The organism is Kocuria sabuli, from assembly GCF_040981185.1.
Taxonomy (GTDB): domain Bacteria; phylum Actinomycetota; class Actinomycetes; order Actinomycetales; family Micrococcaceae; genus Kocuria; species Kocuria sabuli.
In genome coordinates, this window is record NZ_JAVHZE010000026.1 from 1 (window position 1) to 17474 (window position 17474).

The following is a 17474-nucleotide window of genomic DNA, read 5'->3' on the forward strand; positions in this document are numbered from 1 at the left end:
GGTGCGGCGGCGCATGGCGGTCTCGGCGGTGCGGTAGGCCCGCAGGGCCTCCAGCACCTGCACCGCACCGGGACCGGTGGCGCCGTCGTCACTGGTGCCGTACCAGTAGCCGGAGGATGTCGGGTGGTGTGCAAGCATGCGGGCATTCTAGACGATCGTGAATTCAATTCCTCTGGTAACTAGATGATCTACTGATCTTGCGGGGCTCATGGACGTCGTCCGCTCCACGAGGGACACCTGGCGCGGCGGCACGCGGACGGCGTGCGGACGGGCCGCGCAGCAGCAGCCGCGGCGCCGGCCTACGCCTCGGTCAGGGCATCGGGCTTGTGCGCCGCGCGGGCGCCGGAGCTGTCGGACTCGACGACGTAGCGGGGGTCGTCCTCACTCGCCCGGAACGTGTGCCCGTCGAGCTCGAAGTCCTCGGTCCTCTTCTCGACCACGGTGCCCTCGGTCGTGCCCTGCGGGGTGTTCCAGGTGACCTTCGTGCCCTTGCTCAGACTCATGCGCTGTTCCTCTCCTCGTGCCTCGCCGGGTGCGGACCGTCTCCGGGGCGACCGCACGCCGCTGTCCTGTGCTCGGTGGTCCCGTGGGGCCTCAGTCCTTCAGCGGGTCGTGGCCCCAGTTCATCAGGGAGTACCGCCACCGGGTCTCGCTGACGTCCCCGTCGGGTCGCTGGGCCAGGTGGCGGTGGACGTAGCCGACGACCTTGCGCATGTGCTCCTCGTCGGAACCGGTGCGCTCACCCTTCTTCTTCCGCAGGATCTCCACGATGCGCCGTCCCGATCGGTGGCCCACCGACTCGCCGCCGTCGTCCTGTCCCACCGACTCGGACTCCTCGGTGTCCAGCCAGTCCGAGAGCTGCTCGGCCGTCATGTTGACGGCCTCGTCGAAGTCCTGGCCGACGGTGTCGTCGCTGTCGCTCATTCCGCGCTCCTCGCGTCCGTCCGCGGGCGGCCGCGTCCGGGCCGCCCGGCGCCCGGCCGTGTGCGAGCGCGGTTCCCAGCCTACGGAGCGGGCCGTGCTGCGGCGAGCCCTTCCGGGCACCTCTTCCGGGGGTATCGCGCGGCCGGATCGGGACGGTTGCACCGGTCGTCCCCGCGCGGGGACGACCGGGCAGGGCGTGCCGCGCCGGAGCGGCTGCGCCGGAGCGGTGGCGCCGCGGTCTACCGCGATCCGGAGGCCGGCCCGGAGGCGGGCTCGAGAACGGCCGAGCTCCCGGCGTCCTCGCGCGCTCGGCCGGGATCCCGGCCGCCGTCGGCCCGCTCCTCGCCCGGCCGGACGGCCGGTTCGTCGGCGGTGACCACGAGGCCGCCCTCGGCGAGCGACTCGGGTTCGACGTCCTGCTCGATCGTCGTGGCCAGCGGCTTCTCGGTGACGAAGCACAGCAGCGCGGCCGCCAGCAGCCCCAGGGGCACGACCCAGAGGTAGATGGGGGTCAGGGCGTCGTTGTAGGAGGACACGATCGGCTCGCGCAGCGCCGGCGGCAGGGCGGCGACCACGGCGGGGGTGAGCGAGTCGGCCCCGCCCGCGCCGCCCTCGAGCGCGGCCGCCGGGAGCCGCTCCGCCAGCAGGCCGGCCAGCCGGCCCGCGAAGACGCTGCCCACCACCCCGGCGCCCAGCGTGGCACCGATCTGGCGGAAGAAGTTGTTCGCCGCGGTGGCCGTGCCGACCTGCCGCAGCGGGAAGGTGTTCTGCACGATGAGCACGAGCACCTGCATGGACAGGCCCAGTCCCAGGCCCAGGAGCGCGATGTAGAGGCACACGTGCCACACGCCCTGCTCGGGGGTCAGGGTCGAGAGCAGGCCCATGGCCACGGCCACGACCACGCTGCCCACCACCGGCAGCCACTTGTAGCGCCCGGTCCGGCTCACCGCCCGCCCGGCGAGCACCGAGGTCACGAGCAGGGTGCCCATCATCGGCACCATCAGCAGCCCGGACGCGGTGGCGTCGACGCCGAAGACCATCTGCAGATAGGTCGGCAGGTAGCCGAGGGCCCCGAACATCGCCACGCCGGTGAGCAGACCCGCGACGGTGGTGAGCACGAAGTTGCGCTCGCGGAACAGGTGCATCGGGATGATCGGCTCGGCGGTGCGCCGCTCCACCAGCACGAAGGCGGCGGCGGTCACGAGCGTCCCGGCGATCAGGCCGAGGATCACGGGGTCGGACCAGGCGTACCGGCCGCCGCCCCAGGTGGCGAACAGGACCAGGCAGGTCGTGGCCACGGCCAGCAGCACCATGCCGCCGACGTCCAGGCGCGGCCGGCCGCGGTGCCGGGGGAGCTTGAGGAACAGGACGGCTCCGGCCAGGGCCAGCAGCCCGAGCGGAATGTTGATCCAGAAGACCCAGCGCCAGCCGGGCCCCTCGGTGAACCAGCCGCCCAGCAGCGGCCCGGCCACCGAGGCCACCGCGAACACCCCGCCCATGACGCCCATGTACTTCCCGCGCTCCCGGGCGGGGACCACGTCGGCGATGGCGGCCTGGGAGAGGATGATCAGCCCGCCGCCGCCGAGGCCCTGGATCGCGCGGGCCGCGATGAGGACCTCGATGGTGCCCGCGAGCGCGCCGACGACGGAGCCGGCCATGAACACCAGGATCGCGCCCAGCAGCAGCGGCTTGCGGCCCATCAGGTCCCCGAGCTTGCCGTAGACCGGCATCATGATCGTCGAGGCGAGGATGTAGGCCGTGATCACCCACAGCATCTCGTTCACGCCGTTGAGCTCGCCCACGATCGTGGGCAGGGCCGTGCTGAGCACGGTCTGGTTCAGCGCGGCCAGCAGCATCGAGAGCATCAGGCCGACGAAGAGCAGCGCCAGGTGCTGGGCGGCGGGGGCCGGTTCGGCCCGGTGGGCGGGGGAGCGGGTCATCAGAGCTTCTCCTGGAGGCGGTGGAAGAGGGCGAGCGCCGACTCGTGGTCCTCGGCCGGCAGGCCGTGCGCGGGGGAGTAGCCCTCGGCGGTGAGGGCGAAGCGCAGCGGGACGCCGCTGAGGATGACGAGCATCCGGGCGACGTCGTCCACGCGGTGCTCCCCGATCCCGGCGGACCACTCGGGGTCCGCGGCCAGCAGCTCGGCGAGCGTGCGGCGCACCAGGGCCTCGGCCTCGAGGGTCAGCTCGTGCCGGCGCCGGCCCAGGCTCGGGTGGTCCTCCAGCAGCTGCCGGCGCCGCTCCGCGTCCCGGCCGGCGTAGGCGCTGCGGGTCACGGCCAGGAGCAGGCGCGAGACCTGTCCCAGCAGGTCGTGCTCGAGGGAGAAGCCCTCCAGCAGCTCCGGGTCCAGCCAGGGGGCCCGCATGCCCAGGACGGCGTCCTCCTTGGCCGGGAAGTAGTTGAAGAAGGTGCGCTGGGAGACGCCCGCCGCCGTGGCGATGGCCTCGACCGTGGCGCCCTCGACGCCGCGCTCGAGCGCCAGACCGGCGGCCGCCTCGTGGATGGCGGCCCAGGTCTCGGCCTTCTTGCGGGCGCGCAGGGAGGGAGGGGAAGCGGTGTTCACCCCAATATTCTTGCACTTCTGCACGTTTTGCACCACTGCAATATTTTGCCGGGCACCGGCCGGGTCGGGGAATAGCGCACGGCCGCCCGGACCTGTACCGAGAGCGCACGAGCGCAGCGGACGTCCCGACAGGGACGACCGCGCTGCCCCACCGCCGAGAGAAGGACGCATGGCCACGACCACCACGATCACGTTCACCCCGCCGTGCGGTCCCGTCCACGGCCGGGCCGACGGCGAGGTGGTCCGGGCGAGCGGCATCCCCTACGCCGTCGCCGACCGGTTCACGGCCCCCGCCCCCACGGACGACTGGGCGGAGCCGCTGGACGCCACGGCACCGGCGCCGGCCTGCCCCCAGCTCCGCTCGCCCTTCCTGGCCTCGGTCCTGGGCGAGGCGCTCCGGGGCCTGCCGCAGGACGAGGCCTGCCAGCGGCTGTCGGTGACCCTCCCCCGCGACGCGCGGGCCGACGAGGGCCTGCCGGTGCTGGTCTGGATCCACGGCGGCTCCTACACCACCGGCGCCGGGGACGCCCCGATCATGGACCCGAAGCCGCTGGTGGCCGAGCAGCGCGTGGTGGTCGTGACCGTCACCTACCGGCTGGGGCTCTTCGGCTACCTGGGCTCCGGGCACGCCCGCCCCGCCAACCTCGGACTGCTCGACCAGCTCCAGGCCTTCCAGTGGGTGCAGCGCAACATCGCCGCCTTCGGGGGCGACCCGCGCCGGGTGACCGCCTTCGGCCAGTCCGCCGGCGGCGACGCCGTGGCCCACCTCATGGCCGTGCCCGGCGCGGAGGCGCTGTTCCGGCGCGCGATCCTCCAGAGCCCGCCGCTGGGCATCGCCCGCGGCCGCCGGAGGATGAACGCCGCCATGGCCGAGGCGGCCGAGGCCGTCACGGCCGGCATGCCCGCCGCCGACGTGGTGGCCGCCCAGGCCGACGTCGAGGCCCGCGCCGCCTCCTTCGGGCTCATGGGCGCGATGCCCTTCGGCACCCAGTACGGGCACCACCCGCTGCCCGTCGAGGAGGAGGTCGACGCGGCCTGGGACCGGGCCGCACCGCACATCGACGTCCTCATCGGGCGCACCACCGAGGAGGCGCGGTTCTACCTGCCCACGGTGCCCGTCCTCCAGCGGTGGACCCGCGTCCCGCTCCTGGGCCCGGTGCTCCGCCGCGCCGTCGTGGGGTGGGCGACCTCGGCGGTCTACTCCCGGGCGATCGGCCGCTTCGCGCGGCGGCACGTGCGGGCGGGCGGAACGGCCCATCGGTACGTGATCTCCTGGGCGGCCCCCGGCAACCCGTACGGCGCCGCCCACACGGTCGACCTGCCCCTGCTCTTCGGCGACGAGCGGACCTGGGTCGGCACCGGGCTGGTCGCCGGCGCCGCGTGGGCGGACATCGACGCCTGCGGCCGGCAGGTCCGCCGCCTGTGGGCCGACTTCGCCCGCGGCGAGCCGATCGGCGACACCGGCCGGATCCCGGGCGTCCTGCGCCACCGGCGCGTCCGGACGCCGGCCCGGGGCGCCTGACCCGGCGCGCCCGTCCCGGGACTCCCCGCCCGGTCCTCGAGGCGCCGCGCCGTCGTGCCGGGTGGGCCCTCCGGCGGTACTGCACCAAGACGTCCGGGCCAGGAGGTCCGGGGCCGCGAGGCCGTCGACGCTCAGGCGCCGCCCCTCAGCACCAGGTCGGCGTACTCGTCGCCCTGGATCTTCACATGGGCCCGCGCCCGGGTCCTGGCCGTGTCCGGGTCGTGCTCGAGGATGGCCCGGGCGATCTCCCGGTGCTCGCCCAGGCTCCTGGTCATCCGGTCGCCCACGCGCAGCTGGAGGCGCCGGTAGACCTCCAGGCCCGCCTGGAGCTTCTCCGTCTCGGTGCGCAGGAACTCGTTGCCGGAGCCCGCGTAGATCGCCCGGTGGAAGCGGCTGTTGGCGTCGTAGTAGCCGTCCGGGTCGCCCTGCGCCACGAAGTGCTGACAGGCCTCGAGTCCCGCGGTCATCTCCGCCGCCGTCCCGGGGCTCATCCTCCGCGCGGCCAGCTCGGCGCAGAGGCCTTCCAGGTCGGCCATGACCTCGAACCGCTCCGCGAGCTCGCGCACGCCCAGGCGGGAGACGAACGTCCCGTGCTTGGGCCGGATCTGCACCAGCCCCGAGTTGCTCAGGTGCTGCAGGGCGTCGCGGACCGGCGTCCGGGAGCACCCGTACTCCGCGGAGATGCTCGTCAGGTCCAGCTTGTCGCCCGGTCGATAGCGGCCGGCGACGATGGCCTCCTCCAGGCCCCGCCGCACGCGCACGGCTTCTGTCATCGTTGCTCCTTCGGCGATGGTCCCAATCTAGTCCAGGCCCACTGTGGTGCAGCTCACAGAAATGCTCTACAGTTCCTTCATATATACAACAACGCACGAGATATATACATCATGCAGGAGCTCATCATGGACGCTTCACCCCACCTCCCGAGGAGGCTGACCGAGCAGTGCGCCGCGCTGCTCGACGTCGGCGACGGCCACTTCAAGCCGGCCCTGGCATCCTCCGTGCTGGAGCAGTTCGAGGGGCTCGGTCCCGAGGGGCAGGCGGCGTTCTTCCACCACCTCCACGGCGACCTGGTGGCGGCCCCGGCCACTGTGGACGACGCCATCGCCCGCTGGCAGGCGACACCCTCCCAGCAGTCGGCCCAGCTCCTGCACGCGGCCAGCGAGTCGCCGCGGCAGGCGCTGCTGCGGGCCCTGAACCTGGCGGAGGACGGCACCTTCCGCCTCGTCACCATGCGCTCGCGGTTCCTGGAGGTGCTGGACGAGCATCCCGAGCTCGAGCCGGTGGACCAGGACTTCCTGCACCTGTTCCGGTCCTGGTTCAACGCCGGGTTCCTGAAGCTCCACGAGCTCTCCTGGAGCTCGCCCAGCTCGCTCGTCGAGCACATCCTCGAGTACGAGTCGGTGCATCCGCTCGGCGGCTGGGCGGACCTGCGGTCCCGGCTGGAGCCCGCGGACCGCAAGTGCTTCGCCTTCCTGCACCCCTCCATGGGCGACCGCCCGCTGATCTTCGTCGAGGTGGCCCTGACCGAGGAGATCCCCGCCTCGACGGACTTCATCACCGACCTCGACCGTGCGCAGCGGAGCGCGTCCAAGACGGTGGCGACGCTGTACTCCATCAACAACACGTTCCCGGGACTGCGGGGCATCCCGTTCGGCAACCACCTCATCAAGCAGGTGATCGCCCACGTGCGACGGCACGACCCCGGGGTCACCACCTTCGTGACGCTCTCGCCGGTGCCGGGCTTCCGGAGCTGGCTGGAGGAGCGGCCCGCCGACGGGGCCGGGGGGAGGCGTCTGGCCGACGCGGCGGACGCGGCCCTGCGGCCCGGGGGCACGGCCGAGGCCGTCGACGCGCTCCGGCCGGCGATCACCGCCGCGGCCCGCAGCTACCTCCTGGAGAGCACCGACGGCCGCGGCCGGCCCCTGGACCGCGTGGCCCGGTTCCACCTGCGCAACGGCGCCGCCCTGCACCGCATCAGCTGGCCGGCGAGCACCGAGCAGCACGTCCTCGACCAGTCCTTCGGGCTCATGGTCAATTACCTCTACGACGAACACCACGACGACCTCCCTGACGAGGACGAACCCGGCCCGGTCGCCGCGACGGCGTCCCGCGCCGCGGCAGCGGCCCACCGACGGACCACCACCCAGGAGACGACATGAGAACCATCTACCAGCTGTTCGAGGACGCCGTGGCGAGGCACGGGGACACCGCGCTCACCATCGAGCCGGACGGTCGGCGGCTGACCTATGCCGCGGCCCACGAGCTGACCGAACGGCTGGCCGGGACCCTGACCGCCCTCGGCGTGCGGCCCGGGGACCGGGTCGCGGCCCAGGTCGAGAAGCTGCCCGAGGTCATCGCGCTCTACCTGGCCACCCTGCGGGTCGGGGCGATCTACCTGCCGCTGAACACGGCCTACACCGGCAGCGAGCTCCAGTACTTCGTCGAGGACGCCCGGCCGGCGCTGTTCGTCTGCAGCCCCGGGCAGGAGGAGGACCTCGCCGGGCGCAGCCCCGACGGCGTCTCCTTCGTGTCGATGGGCCCGCACCGGACCGGCACGCTCTTCGAGCGGGAGGACGCACCGCCGGCGCCTCCGGTCGCCGTCGAGCCGGACGCGCCGGCGGCGATCCTCTACACCTCGGGCACGACGGGGCGCTCCAAGGGCGCCGTGCTGACCCACCGCAACCTCGCCAGCAACTGTGCCACCCTGACCGAGGCGTGGCGGTACACGCACGACGACGTGCTCATCCACGCGCTGCCGATCTTCCACATCCACGGGCTCTTCGTGGCCGTCAACATGTCGGTGACAACCGGTGCCACCATGCACTTCCTGCCCAAGCTCGACCCCCAGGCGATCGTCGACCTGATGCCCGGGTCCACCGTGCTCATGGGGGTGCCGACGTTCTACACCCGCCTGCTCCGGCACCCGGACGTGACGGCCGAGCGCACGCAGGACATGCGGCTGTTCGTCAGCGGCTCGGCGCCCCTGACCGCCGAGACGCACCACGAGTGGCGGGCCCGGACCGGCCACGCCATCCTCGAGCGCTACGGCATGACCGAGACCGGCATGATGTGCTCCAACCCCTACGACGGTGAGCGCCGGGCCGGAACGGTCGGTCCGCCGCTGCCGGGCATCAGCATCCGCGTCGTCGAGCGCGAGACGAACACCGAGCTCCCGGCCGGCGAGGTCGGCTCGATCCAGGTGGCGGGCCCCAACGTCTTCCGGGAGTACTGGAACATGCCGGAGAAGACCGCCGAGGAGTTCACCGACGACGGCTACTTCGTCACCGGGGACCTGGGCGTGTTCGACGACGACGGCTATCTCTCCATCGTGGGGCGGGACAAGGACCTCATCATCTCGGGCGGCTACAACATCTATCCCAAGGAGATCGAGGAGCTCATCGACGAGCACCCCTCGGTGCGGGAGTCGGCGGTCGTCGGCGTGCCGCACCCCGACCTCGGGGAGGTGCCCGTCGCCGTCGTCGTGCCCCACGGCGCCGCCGTCGATCCCGAGGAGATCCTCGCGTCCATCCGGCCGAGGCTGGCGCGGTTCAAGCAGCCACGGAGGGTCGAGTTCGCCGACGAGCTGCCGCGCAACGTGATGGGCAAGATCCAGAAGGCGGCGCTGCGCCAGGAGCACGCAGCGCTGTTCCAGCAGGCACCGACCGGACCCAAGAGCTGAGGGGCGGACATGATCATCACAGGCGTCGCAGTACTGGCCGGGTGCTTCCTGGCGGGAATGCTCATCGGTGAGTTCCTGGGACTGTTGATGGGGGTCGACGCCAACGTGGGCGGCGTCGGCTTCGCCATGGTGCTGCTCGTGCTCGTCACCCACCGGATGCGGAGGGCCGGCATGCTCCCCTCGGCGACCGAGCACGGGGTGTTCTTCTGGAGTGCGATGTACATTCCGATCGTGGTGGCCATGGCGGCCACGCAGAACGTGGTCTCCGCCGTGACCGGGGGTCCCATGGCCCTGCTGGTCGGGCTGGCGGCGATCGTCGCGGGGGCCGCACTCGTGCCCGTGCTCGCCAGGATCGGGGGCCAGGCGGAGCCGCTGCCTCCCCTGGAGCAGGACAGGACGATGGAGGGAGTCGCATGACGGACGTCATCGCAGGGGTGCTGGAGGGCAACGGCCTCGTCTTCGCGTTCCTCCTCGTCGGGGTGCTCATCCTGGTCTCGAACTACTTCTCCCGGAAGCTGACCCGGGGCCGGCTCCAGGGCTCGGCCATCGCCATCACCATCGGTCTCGTCCTCGCCTACTTCGGCGGCCTCCACACCGGGGGCGAGCGCGGCCTGGCGGACATCGCGGTCTTCGCAGGGCTCGGCCTCATGGGCGGAGCCATGCTGCGCGACTTCGCCATCGTCTCGACCGCCTACGGCGTGGACCTGGACGTGATCCGGAAGGCGGGGGTCACCGGAGTGCTCGCCGTGCTGCTGGGCGTGTTCGTCTCGGCGGCCGTCGGTGCGGCGATCGCCGCCGCCTTCGGCTACTCCGATCCCGTCAGCATGGCGACGATCGGGGGCGGGGCGGCCACCTACATCGTCGGTCCGGTGACCGGGACGGCGCTGGGCGCCAGCAGCGAGGTCATCGCGCTCAGCGTCGCGGCCGGCCTGGTCAAGTCCGTGGTCGTCATGGTCGGCACGCCGTTCATCGCCCCGCTGATCCGGCTCGACAACTACAAGTCGGCCATGGCGTACGGGGGGCTGATGGGCACCACGTCCGGGGTGGCCGGCGGACTGGCCGCCACCGACGAGCGGCTCGTGCCCTACGGGGCCATGACCGCGACCTTCTTCACGGGCATGGGCGTCCTGCTGGTGCCGTCGGTCTTCTACTTCGCCCTGGTGGCCGTCACCGGCGGCTGACGGACCGGCCGCCCGGCTCGACGGCGGGGGGGCGTGTCCTTCCGTCCCGGACCGGGACGGAAGGACACGCCCCCGCGCCGGTGGGACTCCAGGACCTCAGGCCGCGACGCCCACCTGGATCAGGGTGCGCCACGGGTCCTCGAAGCGCAGCACGGCGCCGTCGTGCCGGGTGGGGATCCGGTGGTCCGCCAGCCGGGCCTGCAGGGCGGCGACGTCGTCGGCGCCCGGCAGGTCGATGTTGACCTGCCCCAGTCCCAGGGAGGCCGCGCGCGGCCCCGCCCCCGCGCTGTGCCAGGTGTTGAGCGCGATGTGGTGGTGGTAGCCGCCCGCCGCGACGAACAGTGCCGAGCCGATGTCGCTCATCACCTCGAAGCCCAGGACGTCCACGTAGAACTGCCGGCCGAGCGGGATGTCACCCACCTGCAGGTGCACGTGGCCCAGGGTGGCCGGCGGTGCCACGGGGCGCCGCCCGTCCCGCTCGACCAGGTGCTCCTGCAGGAAGCCGTTCGGGTCCAGCGGCTCGGACGCCAGCGTCAGCAGTCCGCTGCCCTCCCGCCGCCACGTCTCCCGTGGGCGGTCGGTGTAGAGCTCCACGCCGTTGCCCTCGGGGTCGTCGAAGTAGAAGGCCTGGCTGTAGAGGTGGTCGGCGCTGCCGGTGAAGGAGCGCGGGGCCACGGCGGCGACGGAGGCCAGGGCCGCCGCCAGCGCCGGCTCGTCCTCGAAGAGCACTGCGGTGTGGAACAGCCCGGCCTGTCCGCGGCGGGCCGGCGGCAGCTCCTTCACCTGGCGCAGGCGCACCACCGTCCGGCCGTCCCGGCCCAGGACCGCGGTGTCCCCGGCGTGGGCGAGCACCTCCAGGGTGACGGCGTCCGTGTAGTAGGCGAGCATCGTGTCCAGGTCGGACACGAGCAGCTCGACGGCGCCCATCCGGGTCCCGGCGGACAGCAGGTCCTCGGCCGGGCGTGCCGTCAGGCTCCGGGGGTCGGGGTTCTGGGGAAAGATCGGCATCTCGGGGCTCTCCGTCGGCATCGGCAACACAATGGTTGATATGTCCTCAAGGATAGCCCCTAAAAGCTTTCCAGTGCAAGTAAATGCGCCTCGCCAGGAGGCGCTCGCGGGTCAGCCCGTTCCGCCCGTCCGGCTCAGCACGAGCTCGACGGTCTCCGCGGGCCGGTCCCACATCGGGAAGTGGCCGCAGGAGTCGAACCAGTGCAGCTCGGCGCCGGGGAACCGCTCGAGGGCGCGGTGCGCCTGGCTCGGGGTGACCACCCGGTCCTGGCGACCCCAGCCGATGACGACGTCTCCCGGGGTCTGCGCCCGGGTGGCTCCCTCCTGGTCGGGTCCGTGCACCAGGTCGTGCAGGAGGGCGTCGTAGCTGGGGGACGTCGCCCACGTGCGCAGCTCGCGCAGGACCAGCTGCGGGTCCAGGGCCCACGGCCGGGGGCTGAGCTGGGCGAGCAGCGCGGTGCGGGTGACCGGGTTGCGGGTCAGCGCCGGGAGCACCGGCCGGAGGGCCCGGACCAGCCGGATGGAGGCGCCGATCGAGAGGCCGAAGACGAGGCGCTGCCGGGGGCTCCAGAAGCCCCCGGGGGACAGGGCGACGGCGGTGCCCCCGACGCCGCGCCGGGCGAGCTCCAGCACGAGCCGGGCGCCGACCGAGCTGCCCAGCAGGTCGACCCCCGCCAGCCCGTGGGTGTCGATGAAGCCGGAGACCGCGTCGGCCAGGCGCGCGACCGTCACCTCGCCCTCCAGTGGAGCGGTGGCGCCGAAACCGGGCAGGTCCAGGGCGATCACCTCGCGGTGGGCGGCCAGGCCGGCGAGCACCGGGTCCCAGGTCCGCCAGGTCGAGCCGAGACCGTGGATCAGGAGCAGGGGCCTGCCGGTGCCGAGCCGTTCGTGGTGCATGTCCATGACCCCGATCCTCGCCGACGGCGAGCCGCCTGGCCAGCGCCGCCCGGCCTGCGGACCGGCCCAGGGGGGGCGGCCCCCGGGCCGGGCGGTGGTCAGAGGACGAAGATCAGCGCCGCGATGACCGCCACGATGACGAGGAGGACGAGGCCCCAGGCCTTGAGGTTGTCGGAGTCGTCCTCCTCCGGGTCGGAGGCCTGGCGCGGCGGCCACCCCCCGGGTCCGGCCATCGATCCCCCGGGTCCGGCCATCGGGCCGCCGGGTCCGGCCATCGGTCCGCCGGCCCCCGGACCGGGGAACGGGCCGCCCTGTGCCTGGCCGGGGAACGGCCCGCCGGGCTCGCCGGGCCGGCCGAGCTGCCCGGGCGGCGGCGGGGCGGGCGTCGACGGGCTGACGCCCCACCGGGGGGCCTCGGGGGCGTCCGCGATCGAGGGGTTCGACGGCGCCGGTCCGGACCCAGGGTCTCCCGGTGCCGACGGACCGGCGGGCGGCAGCGTCTCGCCGGAGAGCACGGGGCCGTCCTCGCGGTGGCCCTTCTCGGCCTCCGTCAGCAGCGCCACGAACCGCTCCAGCTCCTCGGAGCCGTCGTACTCCCGGGCGAGGAAGCGCTCGGCCCGGCGGCGCACCACCCGGTAGACCCGACCGTCGTCGGGAATGCCCAGGTCCCGGGCGGCCTGTGCCACGGCGAGCGGCGGCTGCTCGGGCAGCGGGTTCGTGCCCCACTCCAGCAGCCCCGTGAGCAGGGACCGCTCCAGGACCGAGGCCATGGCCGCCCGGGCGCCGGGCACGCGGGTGAGCTCCAGCAGCCCGCTCGGCGGCGCCGAGGGGCACCCGGGGACGTCGCCGGGCAGCCGGGCCGCCCGCTCGAGCCAGAACGTGTCGCCGAAGAGGGTGGCCAGCAGCACGGCCGCCGCGAGCCGGTCCTCGCCGGGCGGGGCGTCCTCCGGGGCGCCCTCCTCCCAGTGGGCGCCCAGCGCCCGCCGGGCGGGCTCACCGGCCAGCCGGACGCGCAGCTGCACGTCCTCCGGGCCGCGGGCGGTCTGCGCGGGATGCTGCACCGCGTGCCGCACCTGGGGGTCGAGCTCGGGGTCCATGGGCCACTCCTCCGTCGTCGTCCGGGTCCATGCTCTCTGACAGGTCCATGCTCTCAGACGGGGCTGTGCGGCCGCGGGGAGCCGGTGGGGAGTTCAGGCGGGGAGCAGGCTGCGCAGCTGCCCGGCGGCGGCCCGCGGGTCGGGAGCCTCGGTGACCGCGCGGACGACGACGGCACCGCGCGCGCCGGCCGCCAGGACCTCCGGGAGCCGCTGCTCGTCGATGCCGCCGATGGCGAACCACGGCACGGGCGCGGCCTCCGGATCGGCGTCCAGCCGGGTGCCGGTCAGCTCGGCGACCGCCCGGACGAACCCGAGGCCGGTGGCGGGCCGCCCCGGCTTGGTGGGCGTCTCCCACACGGGCCCGGTGCAGAAGTAGTCGACGTCCGGGTCGGCGAGCGCGGTCCGGGCCTGGCCGAGGTCGTGCGTGGATCGGCCGATCAGCACGTCCGGGCCGAGCAGCTGCCGGGCCTGGGCGGGGGTGAGGTCGTGCTGGCCCACGTGGAAGACGTCGGCGCCCACGAGCGCGGCGACGTCGGCGCGGTCGTTGACGGCGAACAGGGCGTCGTACTCGGCGGCGACCCGGCCCAGGAGGCGCAGCGCGGCGATCTCCTCGTCGGCGTCGATGCCCTTGTCCCGCAGCTGGACGATGCTCGCCCCGCCGGCGTAGGCGGCGTGCAGGAAATCCTCGAGGTCGCCCTGCGCGCGGCGGGCGTCCGTGCACACGTAGAGCCGGGCGGCGAAGAGCTTGTCCGCCCGGGCGCCTCTCAGCGGGGACTCGGCGGGGGCGGAGGTGTCCTGGGTATGCTGGTTCACACGCTGATGATAGGTCAGCGGTTCTGCGGGAGCCCCACCGGGCTGAGAGGGCGTCCAGCGCCGACCGCCACACCTGATGCGGGTCATGCCGCCGTAGGAAAGGACATCGCCCGTGACGTCTGCGCCTCCCGCACCTGCCGTCCCGTACCCGGACCCCGAGCATGTCCGGGCCGACGTCGCCGTGGTCGGTGCCGGTGTGGTCGGCCTGGCCACGGCCTGGGAGCTGCGCCGCCGCGGCCGCTCGGTGGCCGTGGTGGATCCCGAGCCCGGCTCCGGGGCCAGCCGCGCCGCGGCCGGGATGCTCGCCCCGGTCAGCGAGGTCCAGTACCAGCAGGAGCCGCTCTACCCCCTCATGACGGACTCGGCCGCCGCGTACCCGGCCTTCGTGGCCGCCCTCGAGGAGGCGGCGGACGGGTCGGTCGGCTACCGCACCACCGAGACCCTCGTCTGCGGCGTCGACGCGGCCGACCGGCAGGCCCTGGCCGACCTGCGCGAGCTGCAGCGGCGCCACGGCATGGCCGTGGAGCCGCTGACCCTGCGCGCCGCCCGGGCCCTGGAGCCGGCCCTGAGCCCGCGGCTGTCCGCCGTGCACCGCATCCCCGACGACCACCAGGTCGACCCGCGCCGGCTCGTGGCCGCGCTGCTCGCCGCCCTCGTCGCCCCCGGGCTGCCGGAGACCTGCCGGGCGGGAGGCCCCGACGGCGGGCCGGCCCGCCTCGTGCACGACCGCGCCGTGGGCCTGCGCAGCAGCGCCGACGGCGCGGTCACCGGCGTGCACCTGGCCGGCGGCGGGATGGTCTCGGCGGCGGAGACGGTCCTCGCGCCGGGCACGGGCCTCGCCGGCCTCGAGGGTCTGCCCGGGTCCTGGCGCCCGCCGCTGCGCCCGGTGCACGGGGACATCCTCCGCACCCGCGTGCCCGGCGGGGCGCCCGCGCTGCTCGAGCGCACCGTCCGCGGCCTGGTCCACGGGGTGCCCGTCTACCTGGTGCCCCGGGCCGACGGGACGGTGGTGATCGGGGCGACCTCGCGCGAGGACGACCTCGAGGGGACCAGCGCCGGGGGCGTGTTCCGGCTGCTGCGCGACGCCCAGGCCCTCGTGCCGGGCGTCGCCGACCTCGAGCTGGTCGAGGCCATGGCCCGCGCCCGGCCCGGCACCCCGGACGACATCCCGTACCTGGGCCGCATCCGCGGCCCGGCGGGGGAGCCCGTGCCCGGCCTCGTGGTCTCCACGGGCTACTTCCGCCACGGCGTCCTGCTCACCCCGCTGGCCGCCCGCCTCGCCGCGCGACTGGTCCTGGGCGGGGCCGTGCCGGACGACGACGCGGGGCACCTGGCCAGCACCGACCCGCACCGCTTCGACCGCCCCGCCGGGGCGCCCCCCGAGGACCCCGACCCGGCCGCGGCCGGACCCCGCCACCCGAACAGGAGCACCCGATGACCGCCATCACCCTCAACGGCCGCCCGCACGCCGTGGCCGGGGGCACCACCGTCGTCGACCTCGTGGCCGAGACCGTCGGGCGCCCCCTGGGCCCTGACGGCGCCCCGCTGGACGGCCGCCGCCTGGGCGTGGCCGTGGCGGTGGACGCCGCGGTGGTCCCCCGCAGCCGCTGGGCCCGCACCCCCGTGGCCGAGGGCCAGTCCGTCGAGATCATCACCGCCGTCCAAGGAGGCTGACATGACCGTCCCGCACCCCGACCCGCTCGTGCTCGACGGCACGGAGCTGTCCTCCCGGCTGATCATGGGCACCGGCGGGCTCAGCTCGCTGCACACCCTGGAGCAGGCGCTGGTGGCCTCCGGCACCGAGCTGACCACCGTGGCCCTGCGCCGCTACGCCCCGGGCCAGGGGGACTCGCTGTTCGCGATGCTCGAGCGCAACGGCATCCGGATCCTGCCCAACACCGCCGGCTGCTACACCGCCCGGGACGCCCTGCTCACCGCCGAGCTGGGCCGCGAGGCCCTGGAAACCGACTGGGTCAAGCTCGAGGTCATCGCCGACGAGGAGACGCTGCTGCCCGACGTGGTGGAGCTGCTCGACGCCACCGAGCAGCTCGTGGCCCGCGGCTTCAAGGTCTTCGCCTACACCTCGGACGACCCGGCCGTGGCCCGCCGGCTCGAGGACCTCGGCGCGGCCGCCGTCATGCCCCTCGGTGCGCCCATCGGCACCGGGCTGGGGATCCTCAACCCGCACAACATCGAGCTCATCGCCTCCCGCGCCTCGGTGCCCGTGGTGCTCGACGCCGGCATCGGCACCGCCTCCGAGGCGGCCCTGGCCATGGAGCTGGGCTGCGACGCCGTGCTCCTGGCCAGCGCCGTGACCCGCGCGCAGGACCCCGTGGCCATGGCCACTGCCATGCGCCACGCCGTGGCTGCCGGGCGGCTGGCCGCCCGTGCCGGACGGATCCCGGCCCGCCGGCACGCGCTCGCGTCCTCGCCCATGGCGGGGCGGATCGACCCGGAGGGGGAGGCCGGCGATCCGCTGGACCTCCCGCGCGGGGACTGGGCGCCGCTGGGGGAGTCCCGGTGAGCCCGCTGCCCCCGCTCGTGGCGCCCGGCCCGGACCTGACCCGGGCGGAGCTCGAGCGCTACGCCCGGCACCTCACGCTGCCGGGGATCGGCCCGCTCGGCCAGCGCCGGCTCAAGAACGCGCGCGTGCTCGTGGTCGGCGCCGGCGGGCTGGGCGCCCCGGCGCTGCAGTACCTCGCCGCGGCGGGTGTGGGGACGCTCGGGATCGTCGACGACGACGTCGTGGCCGTCTCCAACCTGCAGCGCCAGGTGGTGCACCGTACCGCCGACGTCGGCCGGCCCAAGGCGGACTCCGCCGCGGAGGCCGTGACCGCGCTCAACCCGTTGGTCCGGGTGCGCACCCACCCCTGCCGGCTCACGGCGGACAACGCCGTGGAGATCGTCGGCCAGTACGACCTCGTCGTGGACGGCGCGGACAACTTCGCGACCCGCTACGTCGTCGCCGACGCCACCGCGCTGACCGGCGTCCCCTGCGTGTGGGGCTCCATCCTGCGCTTCGAGGGACAGGTCAGCGTCTTCTGGGCCGGCCACGGACCCACCTACCGGGACCTCTACCCCGAGGCGCCGCCGGACGGCGAGGTCCCCAGCTGCGCCGAGGGCGGGGTCTTCGGGATGCTCCCCGCCACCCTCGGCTCGGTCATGGTCACCGAGGCCGTCAAGCTGATCACCGGCACCGGGGAACCCCTGCTCGGGCGGGTGCTGCTGCACGACGCCCTGGCGATGACCTGGCGCGAGCTGCGCCTGGCCGCGGACCCCGACGCCGCCCCGGTCACCGAGGTCGCCGAGCCCGAGGCCGTCCGCGCGCTGCCCGGCCGCGGAGTGGAGCCCTCCGAGACCCTCGGGGCGGCCGAGCTGGCCCGGCTGCTGGAGCGTCGCGGGCGCGGGGAGGCCGCGTTCGTCCTGGTCGACGTGCGGGAGGACTGGGAGCGGGAGCTCGTGGCCATTCCCGGCGCCGTGCCGGTGCCGCTGCAGCAGCTGCTGGAGCGGGGACCGGACGCCCTGCCGCCGGAGGCCCGCGGCGCGGACCTCGTGCTGCACTGCAAGGCCGGCGCCCGCTCGGCGACCGCCCTGGCCGCGCTGCGCCCGTACTACGCCGGGCGGGAGGAGCGGATCCGCCACCTCGAGGGCGGGGTGCTGGCGTGGGTCGAGCAGACGGACCCCGGCGCGCCCGTCTACTGAGCCGCCGCGGCGCCCCGCGGGGGGTTGACGCCCCGCTCCCGTCGCGAAAGCATGGTGCCCCCTGGCTGTCGCTGGAGCTCACCGGAGG

Annotated in this window: 18 protein-coding genes and 1 riboswitch; of the genes, 9 read left to right on the forward strand and 9 right to left on the reverse strand. The window is 74.3% G+C overall.

The window, feature by feature from the left end; translation table 11 throughout:
* Window positions 1-299: 299 nt before the first annotated feature.
* From RE027_RS16705 to RE027_RS16720, 4 genes are all read right to left on the reverse strand, one after another.
* The gene (locus RE027_RS16705; protein WP_368809418.1) at window positions 300-503 is read right to left on the reverse strand and encodes a hypervirulence associated TUDOR domain-containing protein; all 204 of its coding nucleotides are present in this window, start codon (window positions 501-503) and stop codon (window positions 300-302) included.
* 91 nt (window positions 504-594) lie between these two features.
* Window positions 595-924, reverse strand: a complete 330-nt coding sequence (locus tag RE027_RS16710) for a DUF3140 domain-containing protein (RefSeq protein WP_368809419.1) — start codon at window positions 922-924, stop codon at window positions 595-597.
* A 239-nt stretch (window positions 925-1163) separates the two neighbouring features.
* Window positions 1164-2864, reverse strand: a complete 1701-nt coding sequence (locus tag RE027_RS16715; protein WP_368809420.1) for an MDR family MFS transporter — start codon at window positions 2862-2864, stop codon at window positions 1164-1166.
* Entirely contained in the window at window positions 2864-3487 is a 624-nt protein-coding gene (locus RE027_RS16720; RefSeq protein ID WP_368809421.1) for a TetR/AcrR family transcriptional regulator, read from the reverse strand. Before RE027_RS16720 ends, RE027_RS16715 begins: the two co-directional genes overlap by 1 nt.
* Before the next feature lie 169 nt (window positions 3488-3656).
* Between RE027_RS16720 and RE027_RS16725 the strand changes: the two genes are divergently transcribed.
* On the forward strand, window positions 3657-5009 hold the full coding sequence (locus RE027_RS16725) for a carboxylesterase family protein (RefSeq protein WP_368809422.1): 1353 nt from the start codon (window positions 3657-3659) through the stop codon (window positions 5007-5009).
* Between the two features lie 131 nt (window positions 5010-5140).
* On the opposite strand, the gene RE027_RS16730 is transcribed toward RE027_RS16725, so the two are convergent.
* Window positions 5141-5782 carry a GntR family transcriptional regulator gene (locus tag RE027_RS16730; RefSeq protein ID WP_368809423.1) on the reverse strand — a complete coding sequence of 214 codons (642 nt, stop codon included), beginning with the start codon at window positions 5780-5782 and terminating at the stop codon, window positions 5141-5143.
* A 126-nt stretch (window positions 5783-5908) separates the two neighbouring features.
* Here RE027_RS16730 and RE027_RS16735 point away from each other — a divergent pair, with 126 nt between their 5' ends.
* Genes RE027_RS16735 through madM form a run of 4 tightly spaced genes read left to right on the forward strand, consistent with a single transcriptional unit; the run spans window position 5909 to window position 9869 of the window.
* Window positions 5909-7168, forward strand: coding sequence for a malonyl-CoA decarboxylase domain-containing protein (locus RE027_RS16735; protein WP_368809424.1), 1260 nt, complete (start codon window positions 5909-5911; stop codon window positions 7166-7168).
* Window positions 7165-8688 (forward strand): AMP-binding protein, encoded by a 1524-nt coding sequence (locus tag RE027_RS16740; protein WP_368809425.1) that lies wholly within the window; start codon window positions 7165-7167, stop codon window positions 8686-8688. Before RE027_RS16735 ends, RE027_RS16740 begins: the two co-directional genes overlap by 4 nt.
* Window positions 8689-8697: 9 nt before the next feature.
* The gene (gene madL / locus RE027_RS16745; RefSeq protein ID WP_368809426.1) at window positions 8698-9105 is read left to right on the forward strand and encodes a malonate transporter subunit MadL; all 408 of its coding nucleotides are present in this window, start codon (window positions 8698-8700) and stop codon (window positions 9103-9105) included.
* Entirely contained in the window at window positions 9102-9869 is a 768-nt protein-coding gene (gene madM / locus RE027_RS16750; RefSeq protein WP_368809427.1) for a malonate transporter subunit MadM, read from the forward strand. Before madL ends, madM begins: the two co-directional genes overlap by 4 nt.
* Before the next feature lie 96 nt (window positions 9870-9965).
* Here madM and RE027_RS16755 read toward each other — a convergent pair whose 3' ends face one another.
* The 4 genes from RE027_RS16755 to thiE all read right to left on the reverse strand — a co-directional run bounded on the left by RE027_RS16755 (window position 9966) and on the right by thiE (window position 13684).
* Window positions 9966-10877 (reverse strand): VOC family protein, encoded by a 912-nt coding sequence (locus RE027_RS16755; RefSeq protein ID WP_368809428.1) that lies wholly within the window; start codon window positions 10875-10877, stop codon window positions 9966-9968.
* Between the two features lie 111 nt (window positions 10878-10988).
* Entirely contained in the window at window positions 10989-11780 is a 792-nt protein-coding gene (locus RE027_RS16760) for an alpha/beta fold hydrolase (protein WP_368809429.1), read from the reverse strand.
* Between the two features lie 92 nt (window positions 11781-11872).
* Window positions 11873-12871 carry a hypothetical protein gene (locus RE027_RS16765; RefSeq protein WP_368809430.1) on the reverse strand — a complete coding sequence of 333 codons (999 nt, stop codon included), beginning with the start codon at window positions 12869-12871 and terminating at the stop codon, window positions 11873-11875.
* Window positions 12872-12964: 93 nt separating this feature from the next.
* Window positions 12965-13684, reverse strand: a complete 720-nt coding sequence (gene thiE, locus RE027_RS16770) for a thiamine phosphate synthase (RefSeq protein ID WP_438612446.1) — start codon at window positions 13682-13684, stop codon at window positions 12965-12967.
* Between the two features lie 15 nt (window positions 13685-13699).
* Window positions 13700-13801, forward strand: a riboswitch (TPP riboswitch).
* Here thiE and RE027_RS16775 point away from each other — a divergent pair.
* From RE027_RS16775 to moeB, 4 genes are all read left to right on the forward strand, one after another.
* The gene (locus tag RE027_RS16775) at window positions 13797-15122 is read left to right on the forward strand and encodes an FAD-dependent oxidoreductase (protein WP_368809431.1); all 1326 of its coding nucleotides are present in this window, start codon (window positions 13797-13799) and stop codon (window positions 15120-15122) included. It overlaps the preceding riboswitch by 5 nt.
* Window positions 15119-15358, forward strand: coding sequence for a sulfur carrier protein ThiS (gene thiS / locus RE027_RS16780; protein WP_368809432.1), 240 nt, complete (start codon window positions 15119-15121; stop codon window positions 15356-15358). The genes RE027_RS16775 and thiS overlap by 4 nt, the downstream gene beginning before the upstream one ends.
* Window position 15359: 1 nt before the next feature.
* Complete coding sequence (locus tag RE027_RS16785) at window positions 15360-16208, forward strand: thiazole synthase (RefSeq protein WP_368809433.1); 849 nt, start codon at window positions 15360-15362, stop codon at window positions 16206-16208.
* Window positions 16205-17386 (forward strand): molybdopterin-synthase adenylyltransferase MoeB, encoded by a 1182-nt coding sequence (moeB, locus tag RE027_RS16790; RefSeq protein ID WP_368809434.1) that lies wholly within the window; start codon window positions 16205-16207, stop codon window positions 17384-17386. Before RE027_RS16785 ends, moeB begins: the two co-directional genes overlap by 4 nt.
* The last annotated feature ends 88 nt before the right edge of the window (window positions 17387-17474 follow it).